18 protein-coding genes are annotated in these 19,114 nt (G+C 68.4%); 7 read left to right on the top strand and 11 right to left on the bottom strand.

All coding sequences use genetic code 11. The features are described from left to right. Positions 1–96: 96 nt before the first annotated feature. Positions 97–669 (top strand): TetR/AcrR family transcriptional regulator, encoded by a 573-nt coding sequence (locus tag FRZ61_RS22795; RefSeq protein WP_151119898.1) that lies wholly within the window; start codon positions 97–99, stop codon positions 667–669. A 50-nt stretch (positions 670–719) separates the two neighbouring features. Here the strand turns inward: FRZ61_RS22795 and FRZ61_RS22790 are convergent, their stop codons facing one another. The 4 genes from FRZ61_RS22790 to FRZ61_RS22775 form a co-directional block, all read right to left on the bottom strand. Beyond that, a complete protein-coding gene (locus FRZ61_RS22790) occupies positions 720–1,853 on the bottom strand; it encodes an aromatic ring-hydroxylating oxygenase subunit alpha (RefSeq protein WP_151119897.1) in 1,134 nt (377 codons plus the stop codon). Between the two features lie 56 nt (positions 1,854–1,909). Then, the gene (locus tag FRZ61_RS22785; protein WP_151119896.1) at positions 1,910–2,497 is read right to left on the bottom strand and encodes a thiamine pyrophosphate-dependent enzyme; all 588 of its coding nucleotides are present in this window, start codon (positions 2,495–2,497) and stop codon (positions 1,910–1,912) included. Continuing rightward, positions 2,494–3,030 (bottom strand): thiamine pyrophosphate-binding protein, encoded by a 537-nt coding sequence (locus FRZ61_RS22780; RefSeq protein WP_151119895.1) that lies wholly within the window; start codon positions 3,028–3,030, stop codon positions 2,494–2,496. The genes FRZ61_RS22785 and FRZ61_RS22780 overlap by 4 nt, the downstream gene beginning before the upstream one ends. Before the next feature lie 318 nt (positions 3,031–3,348). Further along, positions 3,349–4,245: an NAD(P)-dependent oxidoreductase gene (locus tag FRZ61_RS22775; protein ID WP_151119894.1), complete on the bottom strand. Its 897-nt coding sequence runs from the start codon at positions 4,243–4,245 to the stop codon at positions 3,349–3,351. A gap of 147 nt (positions 4,246–4,392) precedes the next feature. On the opposite strand from FRZ61_RS22775, the gene FRZ61_RS22770 reads away from it, so the two are divergent. From FRZ61_RS22770 to FRZ61_RS22760, 3 genes are all read left to right on the top strand, one after another. Further along, complete coding sequence (locus FRZ61_RS22770) at positions 4,393–4,779, top strand: VOC family protein (protein ID WP_151119893.1); 387 nt, start codon at positions 4,393–4,395, stop codon at positions 4,777–4,779. Between the two features lie 30 nt (positions 4,780–4,809). After that, on the top strand, positions 4,810–5,274 hold the full coding sequence (locus FRZ61_RS22765; RefSeq protein ID WP_151119892.1) for a GNAT family N-acetyltransferase: 465 nt from the start codon (positions 4,810–4,812) through the stop codon (positions 5,272–5,274). Between the two features lie 91 nt (positions 5,275–5,365). Then, positions 5,366–6,106 (top strand): hypothetical protein, encoded by a 741-nt coding sequence (locus FRZ61_RS22760; RefSeq protein ID WP_151119891.1) that lies wholly within the window; start codon positions 5,366–5,368, stop codon positions 6,104–6,106. Here FRZ61_RS22760 and FRZ61_RS22755 read toward each other — a convergent pair. Beyond that, complete coding sequence (locus FRZ61_RS22755; RefSeq protein ID WP_225308958.1) at positions 6,103–7,317, bottom strand: BaiN/RdsA family NAD(P)/FAD-dependent oxidoreductase; 1,215 nt, start codon at positions 7,315–7,317, stop codon at positions 6,103–6,105. The two genes, FRZ61_RS22760 and FRZ61_RS22755, sit on opposite strands and share 4 nt — an antisense overlap. A gap of 44 nt (positions 7,318–7,361) precedes the next feature. After that, positions 7,362–8,573, bottom strand: a complete 1,212-nt coding sequence (locus tag FRZ61_RS22750; RefSeq protein ID WP_151119890.1) for an MFS transporter — start codon at positions 8,571–8,573, stop codon at positions 7,362–7,364. Positions 8,574–8,706: 133 nt separating this feature from the next. Between FRZ61_RS22750 and FRZ61_RS22745 the strand changes: the two genes are divergently transcribed. Further along, positions 8,707–9,486 carry an AraC family transcriptional regulator gene (locus tag FRZ61_RS22745; RefSeq protein ID WP_151119889.1) on the top strand — a complete coding sequence of 260 codons (780 nt, stop codon included), beginning with the start codon at positions 8,707–8,709 and terminating at the stop codon, positions 9,484–9,486. Between the two features lie 16 nt (positions 9,487–9,502). Here FRZ61_RS22745 and leuB read toward each other — a convergent pair whose 3' ends face one another. Further along, entirely contained in the window at positions 9,503–10,588 is a 1,086-nt protein-coding gene (gene leuB / locus FRZ61_RS22740) for a 3-isopropylmalate dehydrogenase (protein ID WP_151119888.1), read from the bottom strand. Positions 10,589–10,815: 227 nt separating this feature from the next. On the opposite strand from leuB, the gene FRZ61_RS22735 reads away from it, so the two are divergent. Next, on the top strand, positions 10,816–11,937 hold the full coding sequence (locus tag FRZ61_RS22735) for a TauD/TfdA family dioxygenase (protein ID WP_191909173.1): 1,122 nt from the start codon (positions 10,816–10,818) through the stop codon (positions 11,935–11,937). A gap of 10 nt (positions 11,938–11,947) precedes the next feature. Here FRZ61_RS22735 and FRZ61_RS22730 read toward each other — a convergent pair whose 3' ends face one another. Genes FRZ61_RS22730 through FRZ61_RS22715 form a run of 4 tightly spaced genes read right to left on the bottom strand, consistent with a single transcriptional unit; the run spans position 11,948 to position 17,869 of the window. Next, positions 11,948–14,107: a hydantoinase B/oxoprolinase family protein gene (locus tag FRZ61_RS22730; protein ID WP_191909172.1), complete on the bottom strand. Its 2,160-nt coding sequence runs from the start codon at positions 14,105–14,107 to the stop codon at positions 11,948–11,950. After that, on the bottom strand, positions 14,104–16,212 hold the full coding sequence (locus FRZ61_RS22725; protein WP_151119885.1) for a hydantoinase/oxoprolinase family protein: 2,109 nt from the start codon (positions 16,210–16,212) through the stop codon (positions 14,104–14,106). Before FRZ61_RS22725 ends, FRZ61_RS22730 begins: the two co-directional genes overlap by 4 nt. A 9-nt stretch (positions 16,213–16,221) precedes the next feature. Next, positions 16,222–17,076 (bottom strand): fumarylacetoacetate hydrolase family protein, encoded by an 855-nt coding sequence (locus tag FRZ61_RS22720; RefSeq protein ID WP_151119884.1) that lies wholly within the window; start codon positions 17,074–17,076, stop codon positions 16,222–16,224. Between the two features lie 22 nt (positions 17,077–17,098). Beyond that, the gene (locus FRZ61_RS22715; protein WP_151119883.1) at positions 17,099–17,869 is read right to left on the bottom strand and encodes a 3-ketoacyl-ACP reductase; all 771 of its coding nucleotides are present in this window, start codon (positions 17,867–17,869) and stop codon (positions 17,099–17,101) included. A 116-nt stretch (positions 17,870–17,985) separates the two neighbouring features. Here FRZ61_RS22715 and FRZ61_RS22710 point away from each other — a divergent pair, with 116 nt between their 5' ends. Beyond that, positions 17,986–19,080 (top strand): LacI family DNA-binding transcriptional regulator, encoded by a 1,095-nt coding sequence (locus tag FRZ61_RS22710; protein WP_151119882.1) that lies wholly within the window; start codon positions 17,986–17,988, stop codon positions 19,078–19,080. The last annotated feature ends 34 nt before the right edge of the window (positions 19,081–19,114 follow it).

Genomic DNA, 19,114 nt, shown 5'->3' with positions numbered 1-19,114 from the left:
GCGCGAGCGCCCGGGCTTCGGGGCTGGTAGACTTCACAATCGACGAGGGGACAGGAATCCCGGAAAACGGGATGGTTCGAAGAAAGCAGTGCCGCGATGAGGAAGTCGAAGGAAGAGGCCGCCAAGACCCGGCGGCGGATCGTCAAGGCGGCGGCGACCGAATTCCGCCGCCACGGAATCAGCGAGACGGGACTATCGGAGCTGATGGCGGCGGCCGGCCTGACCCATGGCGGCTTCTACCGGCATTTCGATTCGAAGGAGCAGCTCGTCGCGGAAGCCTGCGCCGCCGCCGTCGAGCCGGAAGTGGATTCGTTCCTGGCCGTCTGTTCCCAGAAGTGCGAGCAGAAGGCGCTCGAAGCGCTGGCGGCGAACTATCTCTCGACGAAGCACCGGGACGACCCGTCGGGCGGCTGCCCCTTCGCCGCCCTCGGCAGCGAGCTCGCCCGCAGCGACGAGCATACCCGCGCCACGGCGACCGCCAGCTTCACGAAGCTGGTCGACATGGTCGCGGCACGGCTCGACAAGACCAAGCCCGAGGTCGCGAAGCAGCGGGCGCTGGTGGCCCTCTCCCTGATGATCGGGGCGCTGACGCTCTCCCGGATCGTGAACGACCCGAAGCTCTCCGCCGACATCCTGCGGCAGGCGAAGAAGCAGATCGCGACGGTCTGAGGCCGGCGCGGATCGCCTGCCTCTGCGTCCGGTCCCTTCCCCGAACGGCCTCAGCGATCGAGCGCCGCTTTCACCATGCGGTGGAAGTGGTGGATGCCATGCTCGGCGATGCCGCTATGGGTGGGATCGACGATGATGCGGCCCTGCTTGTAGACGCGGGCATGCAGGCCCCGCTGCACCGATTCGCAGAGGCCGGTGTCCTCGGGTCCCAGTACGGTGCGGCCGTAATCGACCTTGGCGGGATCGATCTCCGCCTGGTGGCGGTAATTGTGCGACCAGAACACGCATTCCTCGACGCCCTTCGGCTGTATCACCGCGACCGAGAGCTGGGTGTCGCCCGGCATCATGTTGAAGGTGATGTTGGGCCAGACGAACCAGAAGGCGGCATGGGTGACCGGCGCCTCCGGCGAGAAATCGTAGGCGCTGTTCTTCGGCCGGGTGTTGAGGCCGAGCTGGCGCGAGACGGGACCGATAATCTCGGTCTTGTATTCCGTCATCTCGATCATGTCGGCGAAGGCCGGATGGGCCTTCGAGCAGTGATAGCATTCGACATAATTGTCGACCACGACCTTCCAGTTGGCCTTGGTCGTCGCATTGCCGATGGCCCGGCCTTCGAAGAATTTGAGCTTGTCGAAGTCGGGCACATGGCGGCGCAGATCCTCCTCGAGCCAGCCGATCTGGTCCTTGAGCGGCCTGGCGTCTGGATCGAGATTGACGAAGACGAATCCCGCCAGGAGCTCGACGCGGATCGGCGTCAGCTTGAAATCCTCGAAATCGAAATCCTTGACCTGCCGGGTGTTGGGCGCCGCCCTCAGTGTGCCTTCGAAGTCATAGGCCCAGGCATGATAAGGGCAGGTGATGGCGGCCGAGCGGAGGGTGCCGGTGTCTTTCAGCAGCTCATGGGCGCGATGTAGGCACACATTGTAGTAGCCCTTGAGCGCGCCGTTGCGGTCGCAGATGACGAAGACGGGCTGGTCGACGATATAGCCGGTGATGTAGTCGCCGGGCGCGGCGAGCTGGCTCTGGTGGCCCAGATACTGCCAGCTGCGGAAGAAGATCTTCTCCCGCTCGGCGCCATAGATGGCCGGGTCGATATAATAGCGCGCCGGCAGCGTCCAGCTGCGCTCGGCATCCTCGCTCAACGGCCGGTCGAACTCGGGATAGATCACATTGGCGGTCGGCATGCGGTTCCTCCCATACTGGCTTCAGCACCGGTCAACGGCGGCAGTCAGAGAAAAACTCAAAGCGGCGACAGGCCCAAGGCACCTCGGATCCGGTTCTTAAGATAGACACCATCGCGCGGCGGCAGGATGCGAGGCAAGGGGGCGGGGTCGATCGGGACCCGGGCGAAAAGCGTGCCCTTGCCGATCGTCTGGACCCGCGCCGCCAGCGTCGCGAGCTCGGCGTCGCTTGTAATGGTACGCGCATCGGCAAGACCGCAGCCGCGCGCCACAGCGGGCAGGTCGGTCGGGCCCGAGGTATGGCTTTCCTGGCCGCCGGTCTCGCCGTAAAGCCCGTTATCCAGCACCACGATCGAGAGATTGCCCGGGTTGCGCAGCGCCACCGTGGCGAGGCCGCCCAGCCCCATCAGCATCTCGCCATCGCCGGTGACGACCAGGACCGGTATCGCAGGCTGTGCCAGGGCAAGCCCGAGCCCGACCAGGGCGGCGCTGCCCATGGCGCCCCACAGATAGAAATTGCGCTCGTGATCGCCGGCGGCGGCGACATCGTAGGTGGGGGCGCCGAGGCCGCTCACCACCAGGAGATCGCGCCGGCCGGCCAGGAGCCGCGCCACGGCCTGGCGGCGCGGGAAGAGGGGGCCCGTCATTTCAGGAACTCCTTCGCCCCGATCAGCCGCTGCCCCAGCAACACCGCGGTCGGCGAGCCGCCGGCGAAGGCCATGGCGCAGGCGGCGTTCACGGTCGGCGCCACCGCCTCGGGCGTGTCGACGCGCTGCACCGGGATGCCCATGAGCGCGAAGGCCTCGGCGGTGGCCGAGCCCATCGGCGCCTGCCAGGGATTGAACTCGCCCCATTCGCCCCGCATCGTTACCAGCGCCAGGAAGGGCAACTGGCAGAGCCGCACCAGCGACAGCAGGTTGACGCAGTTGCCGACGCCGCTCGACTGCATCACCAGCACGCCGCGCTGGCCGCCGAGCCAGGCGCCGGCCAGCACGCCGACGCCTTCCTGCTCGCTGGTGAGCAGGACCGGTGTCATGGCCGGATCCTCATGCACCAGCCGCAGCAGCTCGGTATGGCCGCCATCGGGCACATAGGCCACCTGGCGCACCTCGTGCGCCTTGAGCGCGGCATGGATCGCCGCCGGCCAGCCCGGTCCGCCCGATGCTCCCGCTTCCGTCATGCCGGCGCTCTCTCCCCTGAACGCTGAGACCCCTTCGACTCCTGCCACGCGGCGGCGGTCGGCGCCAGCCTTTCTCTTTCCTCTCCGCCCGCATAGCGGGGGGAGAGGGTAGGGTGAGGTGGGTGGTTCCGAAGGTCTCGCTTTCTCCTGAAAGAGCCCCCTCATCCGGCTCCGGCTAAGTCTCCGCTGCGCTCCGACTAAGCCTGCGCATCCCTCCTTCGCGCTACGCGCTTCGGAGGGCAGGCCTTCTCCCCCCTTAATATCCTCCGAAGCCTTGGCGTAGGAGGATGGCGGGGGAGAAGAGGGTGATAGGCATCCCTACCGCAGCCGCGGCTTCTGCGTCCCCGTCAGCGAGCAGAACCAGTCGACGATGGAGGAGAAATCGTTGGCACCATGGCCGGCGCCGCGGGCGTCGGCGAAGGCTTCGCGCGCCGCCGAGACCATGGGCAGGGCCATGGTCTCGGTTTCGGCCGCCGCCAGGATCAGCGACAGGTCCTTATGCGCGAGGTCGATGGTGAAGCCCGGCGCGATGTCGCCCGCCAGCACCTTGTTGGGCCAGTTGATCTTGAGCTGGCCGTTGGTGGCGGTGGTGCCGTGGAGGATCTCGAGCGTCTTGGCGAGATCGAGCCCGAAGCGCTGCGAGAGCGCCAGCGCCTCGGCATTGAGCTGGCAGCTCGCCACCGCCAGCAGGTTGTTGACCAGCTTGGTGCGGATGCCGCTGCCGACCGGGCCGCAATGATGGATCGTCGTGCCCATGGCCTGGAGCAGCGGCAGCACGCGCCGGAAGTCGGCCTCGCTGCCGCCCACCATGAAGAGCGATTCCCCGCGATCGGCATGGCTCGCGAGGCGGCCGACCGGCGCGTCGACGAAGGCGAGCCCGCGCTTGGCCGCCTCGGCCGCGAGCCGGTCGGTGGTGCGCGGCTCGATGGTGCTCATATCCATGACGAGCTGGCCGGGGCGGGCATGGGCGAAGACGCCGTCGGGGCCGGCGAGCACGGCCTCGACCTCGGTGCCGCTGGGCAGCATGGTGACGATCACGTCGCTGCCGCCGGTGATGCCCGGCACGCCATTGGCGGTCCGCGCGCCTGTCTCCTGCAAGGCCCGCACCGCCGCCGGGTTGATGTCATGGACGGCGAGATCGAATCCCTTGCGAACCAGGTTGCCCGCCATCGGGCGTCCCATGCGGCCCAAGCCGATGAAACCGATCCGCTCCATGGGTCTCTCCTCGCTCTGGTTGTCCGGCGTCGAGTTTAGCACCGTTGGCGCCGGAGGCAGCCTTGCAGGAAAAGCGGCGAGGGTTCACTTTGTCGGCCGTCAACACCGGCTTCAGCCGGGACATCTCACCTCAAGGGGAACACGCAGATGCTTGCCTACATCATGGTCGGCACCAACAATGTGAAAAAAGCCGCCAAGTTCTACGACGCCGCTCTGGCGCCGCTGGGTCTCGTACGGACGGGGGACGGCGGCCGCTATATCGGCTACGGACCGAAGAAGGCGCCGGACAAGGCGCAGTTCTTCGTCACCAAGCCTTACAACCGCAAGGCGGCGACCTTCGGCAACGGCACCATGATCTCGCTCGTCGCGAAATCGAGGAAGGCGGTCGACGGATTCTATGCGGCGGCCCTCGCCCAGGGCGGCAAGGACGAAGGCAAGCCCGGCCCGCGGCCGGCCGACGGCAGCAATTACGCGGCCTATGTCCGCGACCTCGACGGCAACAAGATCTGCGCCTATTGCAGCAAGGCCAAGTAGCAGCCGGCCATGGGCAGGGAGGCGGCCACGATGCGGATCATCGCCGGCGATTTCGGCGATCCGCGCGTGGTCGCCCTCCTGCAATACCATTTCACCAGCGCCCGGGCGCAGACCGCGCCCGGCAGCGCCCACGCGCTCGACCTCGCCGGCCTGCAGTCGCCCGATATCGATTTCTGGACGATCTGGGACGGCGATGTGCTTCTGGGCTTCGGCGCGCTGAAGCGGCTTTCGGCCAGCCAGGGCGAGCTCAAGTCGATGCATATCGACCGGATCCGGCGCGGCAAGGGCGCCGGCAGCGCGATCCTTCGCCATATCATCGCGGCCGCAAGAGCCCGGGGCCTGACGCGCCTCAGCCTCGAGACAGGCAGCTGGGACTATTTCCTGCCGGCCCGCGCCCTCTATGCGCGCCACGGCTTCGTCGAATGCGCGCCCTTCGCCGGCTACAAGCCCGACCCGAACAGCGTCTTCATGACGCTCGATCTGCGGGATTCCTGACCGCCGCGGCCTTCGCTGGCGCGGCCCTGTCCCGTCACGGCGAAAGATGATAAGGAGGTCGGTCTCTTCCTCGCGATAGGACGGGAATCACATGGCCTTGCCGCCGCCAGACTCCTATCGGTCGGTTTATCGCCGGGTGGTGCTGGTTGTCCTCGCTTGCCTCGGTTTCATCCTCGGCATAGCGGTGGTGATCGCGCTTGCGGCCCGTTTTGCCGGGGATGGAAACGCCGTCATCGCCGTCATCCTCTGGTCGCTGGGCCTGGGTTTCCTGCTTTTCATCCTCGTCTGCCTGACGGCCTTTCGAGTCCATCGCTGGGCGATCGAGGCGGGCGGCGTCAAGATCGAGGAACGGCCCTCGATTCCGTTCGCCGGCTTTCCTCGCCAGGCGCTCGTTCCGTTCGTCGAGATCGCGGATTTGCGCGAGATCGAAAGCGGCATGGACCTCATCCTCGAGCTCGTGACACGCAACGGGATATGCTACCGGCTGATGGAGAGCCGCAGTCCGCTCGCCGCCGGCCAGCCCTCGCTCGCGGCCTTTGGCGGCCAGCTGCGATCGGCCGCCGTCCATGGCGGCAACCCCCTGTCGCTACGGCAAGCACCGGGCTTCTGGAACGGGCCTGCCGGTCTCGGTGTGATCGGCGTCATCTTCCTCCTCAGCCTGGCGGTCGCGATCGTGGTGGCCTGGGGTCTTGCCTCCGGCGAGATGTCGCATCAGGCCCGCAGCTACCAGTACGGCGTGCTGGTGGTGGCGGCGCCCATCGGCGTGGGCTACTGGTTCTATCGTGCGCTGAAACGCCGGAGAGCCTTGATGCGGGGACAGCAACAGAACTAGCGCGCGGCTCCTTGCGCCGCGAGCCAGGCGAGCACGCCCTTGCCCGCGGCGACGCCGGTCGCCAGGCAACCCTGCAAGAGATAGCCGCCGGTGGGCGCCTCCCAGTCGATCATCTCGCCGGCCACGAAGACGCCCGGCTTCTTGCGCAGCATGAGCCGGTCGTCGAGCTCGGTGCGGGCGATGCCGCCGGCGGTCGAGATCGCGCGCGCGAGGCCGAAGGGGGCCGTGAGCCGCAAGGGGAGCGCCTTCACCAGCGCCGGCAGCGGTTCGGTCGCACCGCCATGGAGCGCCTCCTGAATCAGGCCGACCGCCACCGGCGACAGGCCCGCGCGCTTGCGCAGGAAGGTGGAAAGGGAGGCGCTCCCACGCGCGACGCCGAGCTGCTCGGCAAGCGCGGCCGGGGTGAGATCGGGGCGCAGGTCGATCCGCAGCAAGGCCGAGCCCTCGCACGCGATCGTCTCGCGCAAGGGTGCCGCCAGCGCATAGATGGCGCCGCCCTCGATGCCCTTGGCGGTGACGACCGCCTCGCCCTGGACCGTCTGGCCCGCGAAGGAGAGCGCGACGCGCTTCAGTGGCGTGCCGGCGAAACGCGCGTGGAAGATCGCCGACCAGGGGATCTCGAAACCGCAATTGGCCGGCCGCAAGGGTGCGATCGCGATGCCGGGCAGCAGCGCCGTCCAGCCGCCATCGGCGCCCAGCTTCGGCCAGGAAGCGCCGCCGAGCGCCAGCACCGTCGCGTCCGCCTGGTGGGTGCTGCCATCCGCGAATCTCAGCGCGCCCTCTTCGTTCCAGCCGGTCCAAAGGGCGCGGGTCACGACGCGCACGCCCATTCTGTCGAGCCGCCGGATCCAGGCGCGCAGCAACGGGCTCGCCTTCATCGCGCGCGGGAAGACGCGGCCGCTGCTGCCGACGAAGGTCGGCTGTCCCAGCCCTTCGCACCATTCGATCAGGGCCTGCGGCGGGAAGCCCGCCAGGATCGGGCCCATCCAGCCCGCGGCCTCGCCATAGCGCTCGCGGAAACGCTCGATGGGCTCGGAATGGGTGAGATTGAGGCCGCCGCGGCCCGCCATCATGAGCTTGCGGCCGAGGCTCGGCATCCGCTCGAAAACGGTCACGGCGACGCCCGCCCTGGCGATGACCTCGGCGGCCATCAGCCCGGCGGGGCCGCCGCCGATGATGGCGACAGGGCGATGCTCGAGGCGGTTCGTCACGCCTCCTTATGCACCGCCCCGCGCGCCGATGGCCAGCCTCGGGCTCAGGCCGCCTTGCGCAACGAGCCTTCGATGTTGGGCAGGAACGCGGCCAGCAGCCCGATGAAGGGCAGGAAGGAGCAGACGCGATAGACGAACTCGATGCTGGTCCAGTCGGCGAGCTCGCCCAAAGCCGCCGCACCGATGCCGCCCATGCCGAAGGCGAGCCCGAAGAAGAGGCCCGAGATCATGCCGACGCGGCCCGGCACCAGCTCCTGCGCATAGACGACGATCGCCGAGAAGGCCGAGGAGAGCACGAAGCCGATGATGACGCTGAGCGCGACCGTGGCCCAGAGGCCCACATAGGGCAGCGCCAGCGTGAAGGGCAGCACGCCGACGATCGAACCCCAGATCACCTTCTTGCGGCCGATCCGGTCGCCGATCGGGCCGCCGATGATCGTGCCGGCCGCCGCGGCCGCGAGGAAGACGAAGAGATAGATCTGCGACAGCTGCGTCGACACGTCGAAGTGATGCATCAGGTAGAAGATGTAGTAGCTGTAGATGCTCGCCAGATAGAAATATTTGGAGAAGATCAGCGCGATCAGCACCGCGAGCGCGCGGCCCACCTGTCCTCGCGACAAGCTCGAGTGGCGTGCGGGCGCCTTGCGGGCCGGACGGCGCGCATGGCCGTTGGCCTTGTACCAACGGCCCAGCATGGTGAGGACGGCGATGCCGCCCAAGGCCGCGAAGGCGAACCAGGCGACGCTGGTCTGGCCGTGCGGGAGGATGATGAAGGCGGCCAGCAGCGGGCCCAGCGCCGAGCCGACATTGCCGCCCACCTGGAACAAGGATTGCGCCAGCCCATGGGCGCCGCCCGAGGCCAGTCGCGCCATGCGCGAGGATTCGGGATGGAACACCGAGGAGCCGACGCCCAGGAGCGCCGCGCCGGCGAGCAGCAGCGGGAAGCTCGGGGCGAAGGCGATCACCACCAGCCCCGCCAGGGTCGAGCTCATGCCCATGGGCAACGAATAGGGGTGCGGCTTGTGATCGGTGTAGAGCCCGACGACGGGCTGCAGCAGCGAGGCGGTGATCTGATAAGTGAGGGTCAGCAGGCCGATCTGCCCGAAATCGAGATCGAAGCCGCCCTTGAGGATCGGATAGATCGCCGGCAGCAGCGACTGCATCATGTCGTTCAGCAGGTGACAGAAGCTGATCGCCGCCAGCACATAGAAGGCGGTGGAACCGGTCTGGCGCCGGTCGATGACGGCCTGGCTCACGTGGGTACGCCCTTCTTCCCCCGCCGGGCGAGGACCCCGGCGACGGCATTGTTGCGAATGATTGGCAATCAGGATAAGGAAGGGAATCCAGGCCCGCTACCGCAAGCAGGCCGATGACTTACGAGAGTGGGCCATGCCCCGCAACAGCTCGGTCGAGCTTTTCGACAAGGTCTCCCGACCGCTGATCGCGGTCGGCAATCAATATGCCGACCGCCATGTGATCCGGCCGCATCGCCACCGCCGCAGCCAACTGCTTTATGGCACGACCGGCACGCTGATGGTGATGACGGCGCAAGGGAGCTGGATCGTACCGCCGCAACGCGGCGTCTGGATCCCGGCCGGGGTTACGCATGAGGTGCATATGCTGGGGCCCGTTGCGACCCATAGCCTCTATCTCGAGCCGGATGCGGCCCGGGACATGCCCGATCGCTGCCAGGTGATCGGCATCTCGCCTTTCATGCGCGGCCTGCTCGCCGAGGCGGTCGACCTGCCGGTGGAATATGACCCGGCGAGCCGCGCAGGCGCGGTGATGGCGCTGATCCAGCATGAGCTGCGCCGCCAGCAGCCGCTGCCGCCGCTGGCCTTGCCGTTCCCGGCCGACGGCCAGCTCGCCAAGCGCTGCCGGGCATTCCTGCAGAATCCGACGCCGCATGAGACGATCGAGGATTGGAGCCGCTCGCTGGGCTTGAGCCGGCGCAGCTTCACGCGGCTGTTCCGGCGCGAGACGGGCCTGAGCTTCGTGACCTGGCGCCAGCAGGCCTGCCTCGCCGCGGCCCTGCCGCGGCTCGTGGCCGGCGAGGCGGTGACCGCGGTCGCGATCGATCTCGGCTACGACAACCCCGCCGCCTTCACCACCATGTTCAAGCGCGTGCTCGGATCCGCGCCGCGCCACTACCTGCAAGCGCACGGCTAGGCACGGGGGGCTCGCCTCAGAGCGCCTCGATGACGGCGGCGAGCACCTCGCCCGTGCCGGCCTTGCCGCCGAGATCGGGTGTCGCGATGCCGGCCTCGAGCGTGCGGGCCACGGCCCGTTCGACGATCTGCGCGAGGTCGGGCCGGCCGAGCCCATGGGTCAGCAGCAGGGCGGCGCTCATGATGGCGCCCAGCGGATTGGCGAGCCCCTGGCCGGCGATGTCGGGCGCGCTGCCATGGACGGGCTCATAAAGCCCTGGGCGGCGGCCGTCGGGCCGGGGTGTGCCGAGCGAGGCCGAGGGCAGCATGCCGAGCGACCCGGTGATCATGGCGGCCCCGTCCGACAGGATGTCGCCGAAGAGATTGTCGGTGACGATCACGTCGAACTGGCGCGGGTTGCGCACGATCTGCATCGCGGCGTTGTCGACATAAAGATGGGAGAGTTCGACCTCGGGATAGTCCCGTTCGCCGATCCGCGTGAGGGTGCGCCGCCACAGGATGCCGCTCTCCATGACATTCGCCTTGTCGACGGAGCAGAGCTTGCGGCGGCGCGAGCGGGCGAGCGCGAAAGACGCATGGGCGATCCGCTCGATCTCGGGTTCGCTGTAATCCTGGGTGTCGAAACCGTGCAGCAGCCCGTCGCCCTTGCGCTCGATGCCGCGCGGCTCGCCGAAATAGATGCCGCCGCAGAGCTCGCGCACGATCATGAAATCGACGCCGCGGACGATTTCGGGCTTCAGGGTCGAGTGGGCGAGGAGCGCCTCGAAGGGGCGGATCGGGCGCAGATTGGCATAGAGCTCGAGCTCGCGCCGCAGCCGCGTCAGCCCGCTGCGCGTCTCGGGTGGGCCGGTGAGCTCGAGGCTGTCCCATTTGGGCCCGCCCTCGGCGCCGAACAGGATCGCGTCGGCGGCCTTCGCCTTGGCCATGGTGGCGTCGGTGATGAAAAGGCCGGTCGCGTCGTAGCAGGCGCCGCCCACCAGCGCATGCTCGAAGGCGAGGGCGAGCTTGTGCCGCCCGGCCAGGATGCGCAGCACGCGCTCGGCCGCCGCCGTCACCTCGGGCCCGATGCCGTCGCCGCCGAGCACGAGAATCTGCCGGGTCATGGGGGTCCCCCTTTGTACTACGACACCAATGCGACGCCGCCGTCCGTCCGGTCTCTTCGCCGGCCGTGAAACCCCGGCTATCATGAAGACCCCCAGCGGGCGCGGCTGGGACTATCCCCAGGAAGAGCCGCGCTTGTCAAAACCGATCGGCCGGCATGAATCGATCCTCTTCGAGCAATCCTCGGCACTGCGTCGTCCATCTTGAATCCCGCAATGGGGACCTCCTCGTGCGATGGGCCGACGGGCATGAGAGCCGCTATCCCGCGATCTGGCTGCGCCACAACTGCGTCTGCGCCGAATGCGGCAGCACCGAGACGGCGCGCCGCGAGCTGCGGCTGACCGACATCCCGCGGGAGATCGCGGTCGAGAGTGCGGCTGTGAACGAGCAGGGCGAGATCGCGGTCACCTGGAAGCCCGGCTTCCATCGTTCTCGCTATGGTGCGCTCTGGCTGCGCGCCCATTGCCTGTCGCCGGCCGAGCGCGACTATCGCCGCCACAAGCCGGTGCTCTGGCATCCGCGCAGCAACAACCTGCTGTCCTACGAAAGCTATCCGGCGCTTGAGGAGAAGCCGGCGCGGCTGCGCTTCCTGGAGCGGCTGCGCGATTACGGCTTCGTCATTCTCAACGATGTCGGCTGCGAGCGCGAGGCGACCGAGCAGGTCGCGAAGCTGGTCGGCTCGCTGCGGATGACCAATTACGGCATCTACGAGCTGATCTCGCAGCCCAGCCCCCAGCTCGTGGGCGACACGGCGGTGCCGCTGGCGCCGCATACGGACGAGCCTTACCGCCACCATCCGCCCGGCATCACCTTCTTCCATGTGCTGGCGCAGAGCGCCGAAGGCGGCGATTCGACCCTGGTCGACGGCTACCATGTCGCCGAGAGCTTCCGCAGCGAGAACCCTGAGGCCTTCCGCCTGCTCTCGACCGTCCCGGCCGGGTTCCACCGGACCCTGAAGGAAGGCCGCGCCTTCTACGCCTCGGGGCCGGTGATCCGGCTCGATCGCGAGGGCCATGTCGAGGGCCTGCGGCTGCTCGATCGCGGCACGGCGCCCTTCGATATCGACGCGGGCGAAGTGGCGGCCTATTACGACGCGCTGCGCAGCCTGCTCGCCTATCTCTATGACGCGCGCAACCAGCTCATCGTCAAGATCGAGGCCGGCCAGATGCTGGTCTTCAACAACCAGCGCCTGCTCCATGGCCGCACCGGCTTCGACCCGACCGTCTCGCACCGCCATGTGCGCAGCTGCAATGTCGATCTCGACGAGTTCTATTCGAGCCTGCGCGTCGCCTATCGCGAGCTCGGCCGCGAGGAGGCCTATATGACGCTGGCGCAGGGCGCGGGGACCTGAGCGCCAAGCCTCAGGCGAGGCTCATGCTCCAGAGCGGTTCCTCGTCCTTGCGCAGGACCTCGACTTCGAGAAGCGTGGCGCAATCGGAGCAGCAGAATTCCCGGAGCTCGAGCTCGGCATGGAGGCGGACATGGGGCCCGCAATCCGCGGCCGCGAGCTTGCGCCCGACGGCCCGCGGCTTCCAGTTCTCGCGGCAGGGGCCGAGATCGGTGCCGCAGCCGCAATGGAAATGGCGGTCGGCGCCGATTCGGATCTCGGCCGAGCCGTCGCTGCGGCCCTCGGGCGCCGCCTTCTTCGGCACCTTGCCGCCGAGCCGCTGCTGGCGGATCGCGCGGCGCCGGGCCTCGGTCGCCGGCTGGTCGATATCCTCCCCGGCGATGGCGACGCCATAGAGCGCCGCGGCGCTGGCGGCCGAGACATGGCCGTCGCGGACATCCTGCAGCACGCGCGCCGGCGGGCGCAGCAGCGGATCGCCATAGCCGCCGCCGCCCTGGAACGTGTAGCAGAAGACATCGCCCTGGCCGATGCGGAAGCCGCCGGGCTTGGCGCCCAGATCCTCGACGGTTTCGTCCGCCATGACGCGGGCGGCGTTCCAATAGCGCTCGAGCAGCGCGCCGACGCCCTGGTTGCTGCGCTTCAGGAGGTGATAGGCGCAGGCGCCCGGCAGCCCGCCGAAGAGGCCGAGCGAGTTCGGCACCTCGACGCCATGGCCGATCACCATGGCATCGAGCTTTTCGACGTCATGGGCGACCAGCGCCAGGCCGGTGGAGCCGCCGCCGCGCATGCGGCCGGGGCCCGCCGTGTCGGGCACGAAGGAGCGGAAGAGATAGAGGATCGGCCCCGCCGCCTCGTTGGCCTCGACATTGGCGATGGCCGGGCGCGGCACGTCGTAGTCGCCCGAGCCGTCGAGCCCGTCGAGATCGATCGAGGCGCCGCCCCCGCCCGCCATCGAATCGAGCAGCAGCGTGCCATAGGCCTCACCGTTGCGGTTGCGGCCGGCGAGCGTCAGCACCGACATCTGGCCCTTGGTCACGGCCTGGGCCTCGCGCACCATCTCGGGCGCGCAACTCACCATGCGCGAAAGGGCGGCGACCGCCACATTCATCACGATCCAGACCGCGCAGACGGTGGCGCCCGAGACCGGCGCCGGCCAGCGCGCGTTGCAGAGCGTGCCCTCGGGCGCATGGATGGTGACGGGCCTGAGCACGCCTTCGTTCCAGCGGATGTCGGGGGCGAGGATCGGCAGCAGGCCGGTCAGGAGCGCCCCCTTCATGCCCGACCAGGTGCAGTTGATGAAGCCCGGCGCCTGCTCGGAGGTACCCTCCAGATCGAAGGTGATCTCGTCGCCCTTCTTGTGGATGGCGAGGCAGACCCGGTAGAGCGCGTTCGTGTGACCGTCATGGTCGATATAGTCGCGCGCCCGGTAGATGCCGTCCGGGATCTTCTTCAGCCGCTCGCGCATGCGACGCTCGGAGGCGTCGATCTCGGCATTCATCACCGCCTCGACCGTGTCCAGTCCGTAGCGCCGGAACAGCTCGATCATGCGCTGGATCGCGACATTGTTGGCGGCGATCATGCCCTTGAGGTCGAGGCCCAGATAGTTCGGCAGGCGCGTCATGCTCATGATCATCTGCCAGAGATCCTCGCGCAGCTTGCCGCCCTCGATCAGCTTGAGGCCCGTCAGCAGCATGGCCTCCTGCTGCACCTCGGTCGCCCGGTAGGCCCAGCTCCCGAAGCCCATGCCGCCGACATCGAGCTGGTGGGCGCAGGAGCCGGCCCAGCCGCAATGGCGCCCCTCATGGAAGATCGGCGCCACGATCGAGACGTCCGGCTGGTGGATGGCGCCCCGATAGGGGTCGTTGAGGATGAACATGTCGCCCTCGCGGATCTCGCCGCGGGGCCCGAACTCCTGGATGATGTTGCGGATCACGGTCGACATGGTGCCGGTGTGGAAGATCACCTGCGGACCCATGGTCACGATCGAGCCGTCGGCCAGATAGAGGCCGTTGTTGAAATCGGTCGCCTCGGTCACCACCGGCGAGCCCGAGACCTGCTTCAGCGTGATGGCCTGCTCCTCGGTGATGGCCTGGAGCTTGTGGCGGATCACCTCGAAAGTGATGGGATCGATCTTGCCGGATCGGTCGCGCTCGAGGACGGTGGCGGCGGTCATGGCTTTGCCTCCGCAAGGTCGATGGAGAGATTGCCGGTCTTGTCGATCACGGCCGATTGCTTCGGGCCGACATAGACGGTGGTCTCGGGATGCTCGATCACGGCCGGCCCGTCGACATGGTGGCCGACCGGCAGCTCGAGCCATTGCCAGACCGGCACCTTCATGCGGGTGCCGAGGCCGGGCTCGAAGATCATGCGCGCGCCGGGCTCGACCGCATGGCGCGCGCCGTCCCATTTCGGGGCCGGCGTGGCGGTGTGGCCGGTCGCCTGCATCCGGAAGGTGCTGAGCTCGATGCCGGCGTCGCGGAAGCCCGAGCCCTTGCCGTAAAGCCCCTCGTAATCGGCTTCGAACCGCTCGACCGCGGCCCTGACCGCCTGGGCGTCGACCGGCCCGTCGGGGAAGCGGACGATCAGGTCGTGGGTCTGGCGGCGATAGCGCATATCGACGGTGCGCAGCACGGTCGCGTGCTCGCGCGCGATGCCGGTGCGCTCCATGCCGGCGACGCAGCGCGCCTCGAGATCGGCGAAGATCCGGGCGACCTCCTCGACATCGATCCCTTCCCAGGGATGATGGCCGCTGCCGCCCCCGCGCATGAGCTGCGAGCGCTCGCTCGAATGATGGACGTCGGAGGCGAGCGCGCCATAAGCCGAATGCGCCATGCTGGTGGCGGGGATGAGGATGCGGCGCGCGCCGAGCTCGGCGCCGTAGCCCGCGCAATGGGCGGGGCCGGCGCCGCCATAGGCGAAGATCACGAAATCGCGCGGATCGAAGCCGCGCCCGATCGTGACCTCGCGCAGCGTGTCGGCCATATGGCCGTTGACGATGCGCACGATGCCGGCGGCGGCCTCCTCGATGCCGAGACCCAACGGCTCGGCGATCTGGGTGCGGATCGCCTCGCGGGCGGCGGCGAGGTCGAGCTTCATGCGTCCGCCGAGGAAATTGTCGGGCGAGATGATGCCGAGCACGACATCGGCGTCGGTCACGGTCGCTCGGGTGCCGCCGCGTCCGTAGCAGACGGGACCGGGCCGGGCGCCGGCGCTCTCGGGGCCGACGCGCAGCAACCCGTTCTCCACCCGCGCGATCGAGCCGCCGCCGGCGCCCACCGCCAGGATGTCGATCATCGGCGTGTTGAGATGGTAGCCGCCGGCCTCATGGCTGGCCGAGACCAGCGGCTTTCCTTCGACGATCAGCGACACGTCGAAGCTGGTCCCACCCATGTCGGTGGTGATGACATTGTGATGGCCCAGCGTCTTGGCGAGCTGGAGCGAACCCAGCACGCCGCCCGCGGGACCGCTCGCCACCAGCAGCACCGGCTTGCGCGCCGCCTCGGCTGCCGGCATGACGCCGCCCGCGCTGTTGAGGATGTAGAACTTGCCGCTGAAGCCGTTCTCGCGCAGGACCGCCTCGACCCGGTCGAGATAGGACACGACCTTGAGCGCGAGATAGCTGTTGAGCGCCGTGGTGGCGGTCCGCTCATACTCGCCGATGATGGGCGACACCTCGGATGAGAGGCTCACATAGGCGTTCGGGCTGATCTCGCGGATGAGCTCGCCGACCGCCTGTTCGTGTGCGGGGTTGCGGAAGGCCCAGAGCAGGGCCACGGCGAAGGTCTCGACCCCGGCCGCGGCCAGCTCCTCGACCGCCTGGCGCGCCGCGGCGCGGTCGAGCGCCAACAGCACGCGGCCGGCATGATCGATGCGCTCCGGCACCTCGCGCCGGAGCGCGATCGGCACGATCGGATCGGGATAGCGCCGCTTGCTGTACCAGCCGAGCTGGTCCACCGGCACGCCGGCCGAGAAGCCCAGCAGGCGCTGCAGCCCGATGGTGTCGCCGAAGCCGCGCGTGGCGATGAGGCCGGTCTTGGCTCCCTTGCGCTCGATCAGCGCGTTGGTCGCCTGGGTGGTGCCGTGGCCGAAGATCTTCACCTGGGCCAGCAGCTCGTGCAGCGCGAGGCCCCGGGCTTCGGCCGCGAGCGCCACGGCGCTGAGCACGCCCTGCTCGAGCTCGCCCGGCGTGGTCAGGGCCTTGGCGGTGCCGATGGCGCCGGCCTCGTCCATCATGACGAGGTCGGTGAAGGTGCCGCCGATATCGACGCCGAGATACATGGCCCGAGCCTAGCCCTCGTCGCCTTCCGCGCGCACCGGATTGCGCAGGATGCCGATGCCCTCGACCTCGATCTCCACCACATCGCCGGGCTTGAGCCAGATCGGCGGCTTGCGGGTGAAGCCGACGCCGCTGGGCGTGCCGGTGGCGATGATGTCGCCGGGCGCGAGCGGCGTGAAGGAGGAGATATAGGCGATCATCGCCGGGATATCGAAGATAAGCTCGCTCGTGTTTCCGTTCTGCAGCAGGGTCCCGTTGAGGCGGGTGCGGAGAGTGAGGTTGCCCGGGTTCGGGATCTCGTCGCGCGTCACGATCCAGGGGCCGCAGGGCCCGGTGCCGATGAAGTTCTTGCCCGCATCGAGCGAATGAAGGAGCTGGAAATCCCGGACCGACGCATCATGGAAACAGGTATAGCCGGCGATATGGTCGAAGGCCTTCGCCGCCGGGATATGGCGGCCCGGCTTTCCGATCACCAGCGCCAGCTCGGTCTCGTAATCGAGATCGGAGGAGACGCGGGGCACGATGATCGGCGCCTCGTGACCCACCAGCGTGTTGGCGAGCCGGACGAAGAGCGACGGGTGCTCGGGAATCTTGCCGCCCGCCTCCAGCACATGCTCCCGGTAATTGTTGCCGAAGCAGATGACCTTCTCCGGATCCGGGATCGGCGGCAGCAGCCTGGCCTCGCTCAGCGGCAGGTCGGCCGTGGCGCCCTTGAGCGCCGCCGCGATCCGGCCTTGGGCGTTGGCGGCGAGCGCGCTGCGCAGCGACGGCAGATCGGGCAGGCGCTTGCCCATATCGACGAGGCCGGTGCCGGCGGCAGCACCCCAGGAGGAACGACCTTTATGCGTATAGCTCACGAGCTTCATGGGCGTCGATCTCTCGTCCGGTTCAGAGGCGGAAGGTCAGCAGGCCGCCGTCGACATTGACGACCTGGCCGATGCTGTAGGGGATGGCGCCGGTGGCGAGGCTGGCGACGGTCCGGCCGACCTCTTCGGGCGTGCCCCAGCGCCGGATCGGCGTCAACCCCTCTGCCATCATCTTGCTGTAGCGCTCGCGCACCGGCGCCGACATCTCGGTGGTGATGAGGCCGGGCCGGATCTCGAACACGGGGATTCCGTGCTCGGCCAGCCGGACGGCGAAGAGCTGCGCCGCCATGGAGGCCGCCGATTTGGAGATGCAGTAGGCGGCCTTCTCCGGCGAGACCATGAGAGAGTTGGCCGAGGTGATGGTCACGATCGAGCGGCCGGGCCGGTCGGGGCTCTCGGCGATCATGCGGCGCGCGGCGGCCTGGGTCAGGAAGAAGGTGCCGCGCAGATTGATGCGCCAGAGCCCGTCGAGCTCCGCGGGACTCGCCTCGAGGATATCGCCGCGGCGCTGGGCGATCATGCCGGCATTGTTCACCAGGCAATCGAGGCGGCCGAACGCTCCGTAGATCTCGTCGAGCAGGGGGGCATGGCCGTCGATATCGCCGATATCGCTCAGGATGAAGCGGGATTGCACCCCCCGGTCCGCCAGGCCCCGCAAGGTGGCCTCGGCGTCGTCGTCGCGTTCCAGGTCGTTGATGACGACATCGAATCCGGCTTCCGCCAGCGCGAAGGCCGCGGCGCGGCCGATGCCGCGCCGCGATCCGGTGACGAGCGCCAGTCTGCGTTGTTCCACGAGTTCCGGTCCGCCGCTTGCTGCAGTGCAAAACGAGATTCCTGCAATCGATTGCACAAAATGCCGCCGGCTCTGTCAAGCTTGACTCCGGATTCCGGCGATGGCTAAGGAAGGGCATGCCCAAAGCCAGGAAGCGGTCTCAGAAGCGCGGGTCCGGCGCGATCCGCCTCAGCGATGTGGCGCGCCGCGTCGGCTGCTCGGCATCGACCGTGTCGCGCGCGCTGACCATGCCGGCCATGATCAGCGAGGAGATGCGGGCCCGCATCCACGCCGCCGTCGCCGAGCTGGGCTATCTGCGCAACAACGCGGCGGGCGCGCTCCGGTCGCGGCGGACGCGGACGATCGGCGCCGTCATCCCGACGCTGGATCACGCCATCTATGCCCGGCTGGTCGAGGCGCTGCAGAACGCCGCCGGCGAGAACGGCTACTCGCTGTTGGTGACGACCTCGAATTTCGACATGGAGCGCGAATGGCGCCAGTCCCGCCTGCTGGTGGAGCGCGGCGCCGAAGGACTGGTGCTGGTCGGCCATACCCATGCGCCCGAGCTCATGGCCCTGCTGGCGGGCAAGAGCATCCCCTTCATCAATACCTACACCTACCGGCCGAAGAGCGCGCAGCCCTCGGTCGGCTTCGACAACCGCGCCGCCTCGGCGCAGATCGCCCGCTACCTCCTCGAGCTCGGCCACCGGCATTTCGGTCTCATCGTCGGCTTTCGCCGCAACAACGATCGCGTCAAGGATCGCATCGAGGGCGTGATCCAGACGCTGGCCGCCCGCCGCATCGAGGTCCCTGACGCCGCGATCGTGGAGGAGCCTTACAACATCGAAGGCGGGCGCGGCGGGCTGCGACGCCTGCTGGGCCTGCGGCCGAAGCCGACGGCGGTGATCTGCGGCAGCGACGTTCTCGCCTTCGGCGCCGTCATCGAATGCGAGGAGCGCGGCATCGCCGTCCCGCGCCAGCTTTCGATCGCCGGCTTCGACGATCTGGATTTCGCCTCGCATCTCGGGCGCGGCCTGACCACGGTCCGGGTGCCGGCGGCGGAGATGGGCCGGCGTGCCGCCGAGCATCTCATGGCCTGCCTCGACGGCAAGCCGCATGCCACGCATTACCCGCTCGACACCAGCCTGATCCTGCGCAACTCGACCTCGCCGCCGCGGCCGGCACGCACTTCGGACGGCGGAGCGACCGGCCGAAAGGCTCGGTCACGATAAGGGGCGAACGCTCCTTGGCGAATTACGCAATCGA

The organism is Hypericibacter adhaerens, assembly GCF_008728835.1.
In the GTDB taxonomy this organism is placed as follows: domain Bacteria; phylum Pseudomonadota; class Alphaproteobacteria; order Dongiales; family Dongiaceae; genus Hypericibacter; species Hypericibacter adhaerens.
The sequence above is the reverse complement of the archived record's forward strand: the minus strand, read 5'-3'. Positions and strand labels throughout refer to the sequence as shown.

Excerpts from the sequence above, each read along its gene's own strand:
- FRZ61_RS22795 (WP_151119898.1), top strand. The coding sequence starts at position 97 with ATGAGGAAGTCGAAGGAAGAGGCCGCCAAGACCCGGCGGCGGATCGTC.
- FRZ61_RS22790 (WP_151119897.1), bottom strand. The coding sequence starts at position 1,853 with ATGCCGACCGCCAATGTGATCTATCCCGAGTTCGACCGGCCGTTGAGC.
- FRZ61_RS22785 (WP_151119896.1), bottom strand. The coding sequence starts at position 2,497 with ATGACGGGCCCCCTCTTCCCGCGCCGCCAGGCCGTGGCGCGGCTCCTG.
- FRZ61_RS22780 (WP_151119895.1), bottom strand. The coding sequence starts at position 3,030 with ATGACGGAAGCGGGAGCATCGGGCGGACCGGGCTGGCCGGCGGCGATC.
- FRZ61_RS22775 (WP_151119894.1), bottom strand. The coding sequence starts at position 4,245 with ATGGAGCGGATCGGTTTCATCGGCTTGGGCCGCATGGGACGCCCGATG.
- FRZ61_RS22770 (WP_151119893.1), top strand. The coding sequence starts at position 4,393 with ATGCTTGCCTACATCATGGTCGGCACCAACAATGTGAAAAAAGCCGCC.
- FRZ61_RS22765 (WP_151119892.1), top strand. The coding sequence starts at position 4,810 with ATGCGGATCATCGCCGGCGATTTCGGCGATCCGCGCGTGGTCGCCCTC.
- FRZ61_RS22760 (WP_151119891.1), top strand. The coding sequence starts at position 5,366 with ATGGCCTTGCCGCCGCCAGACTCCTATCGGTCGGTTTATCGCCGGGTG.
- FRZ61_RS22745 (WP_151119889.1), top strand. The coding sequence starts at position 8,707 with ATGCCCCGCAACAGCTCGGTCGAGCTTTTCGACAAGGTCTCCCGACCG.
- leuB (WP_151119888.1), bottom strand. The coding sequence starts at position 10,588 with ATGACCCGGCAGATTCTCGTGCTCGGCGGCGACGGCATCGGGCCCGAG.
- FRZ61_RS22730 (WP_191909172.1), bottom strand. The coding sequence starts at position 14,107 with ATGACCGCCGCCACCGTCCTCGAGCGCGACCGATCCGGCAAGATCGAT.
- FRZ61_RS22725 (WP_151119885.1), bottom strand. The coding sequence starts at position 16,212 with ATGTATCTCGGCGTCGATATCGGCGGCACCTTCACCGACCTCGTCATG.
- FRZ61_RS22720 (WP_151119884.1), bottom strand. The coding sequence starts at position 17,076 with ATGAAGCTCGTGAGCTATACGCATAAAGGTCGTTCCTCCTGGGGTGCT.
- FRZ61_RS22710 (WP_151119882.1), top strand. The coding sequence starts at position 17,986 with ATGCCCAAAGCCAGGAAGCGGTCTCAGAAGCGCGGGTCCGGCGCGATC.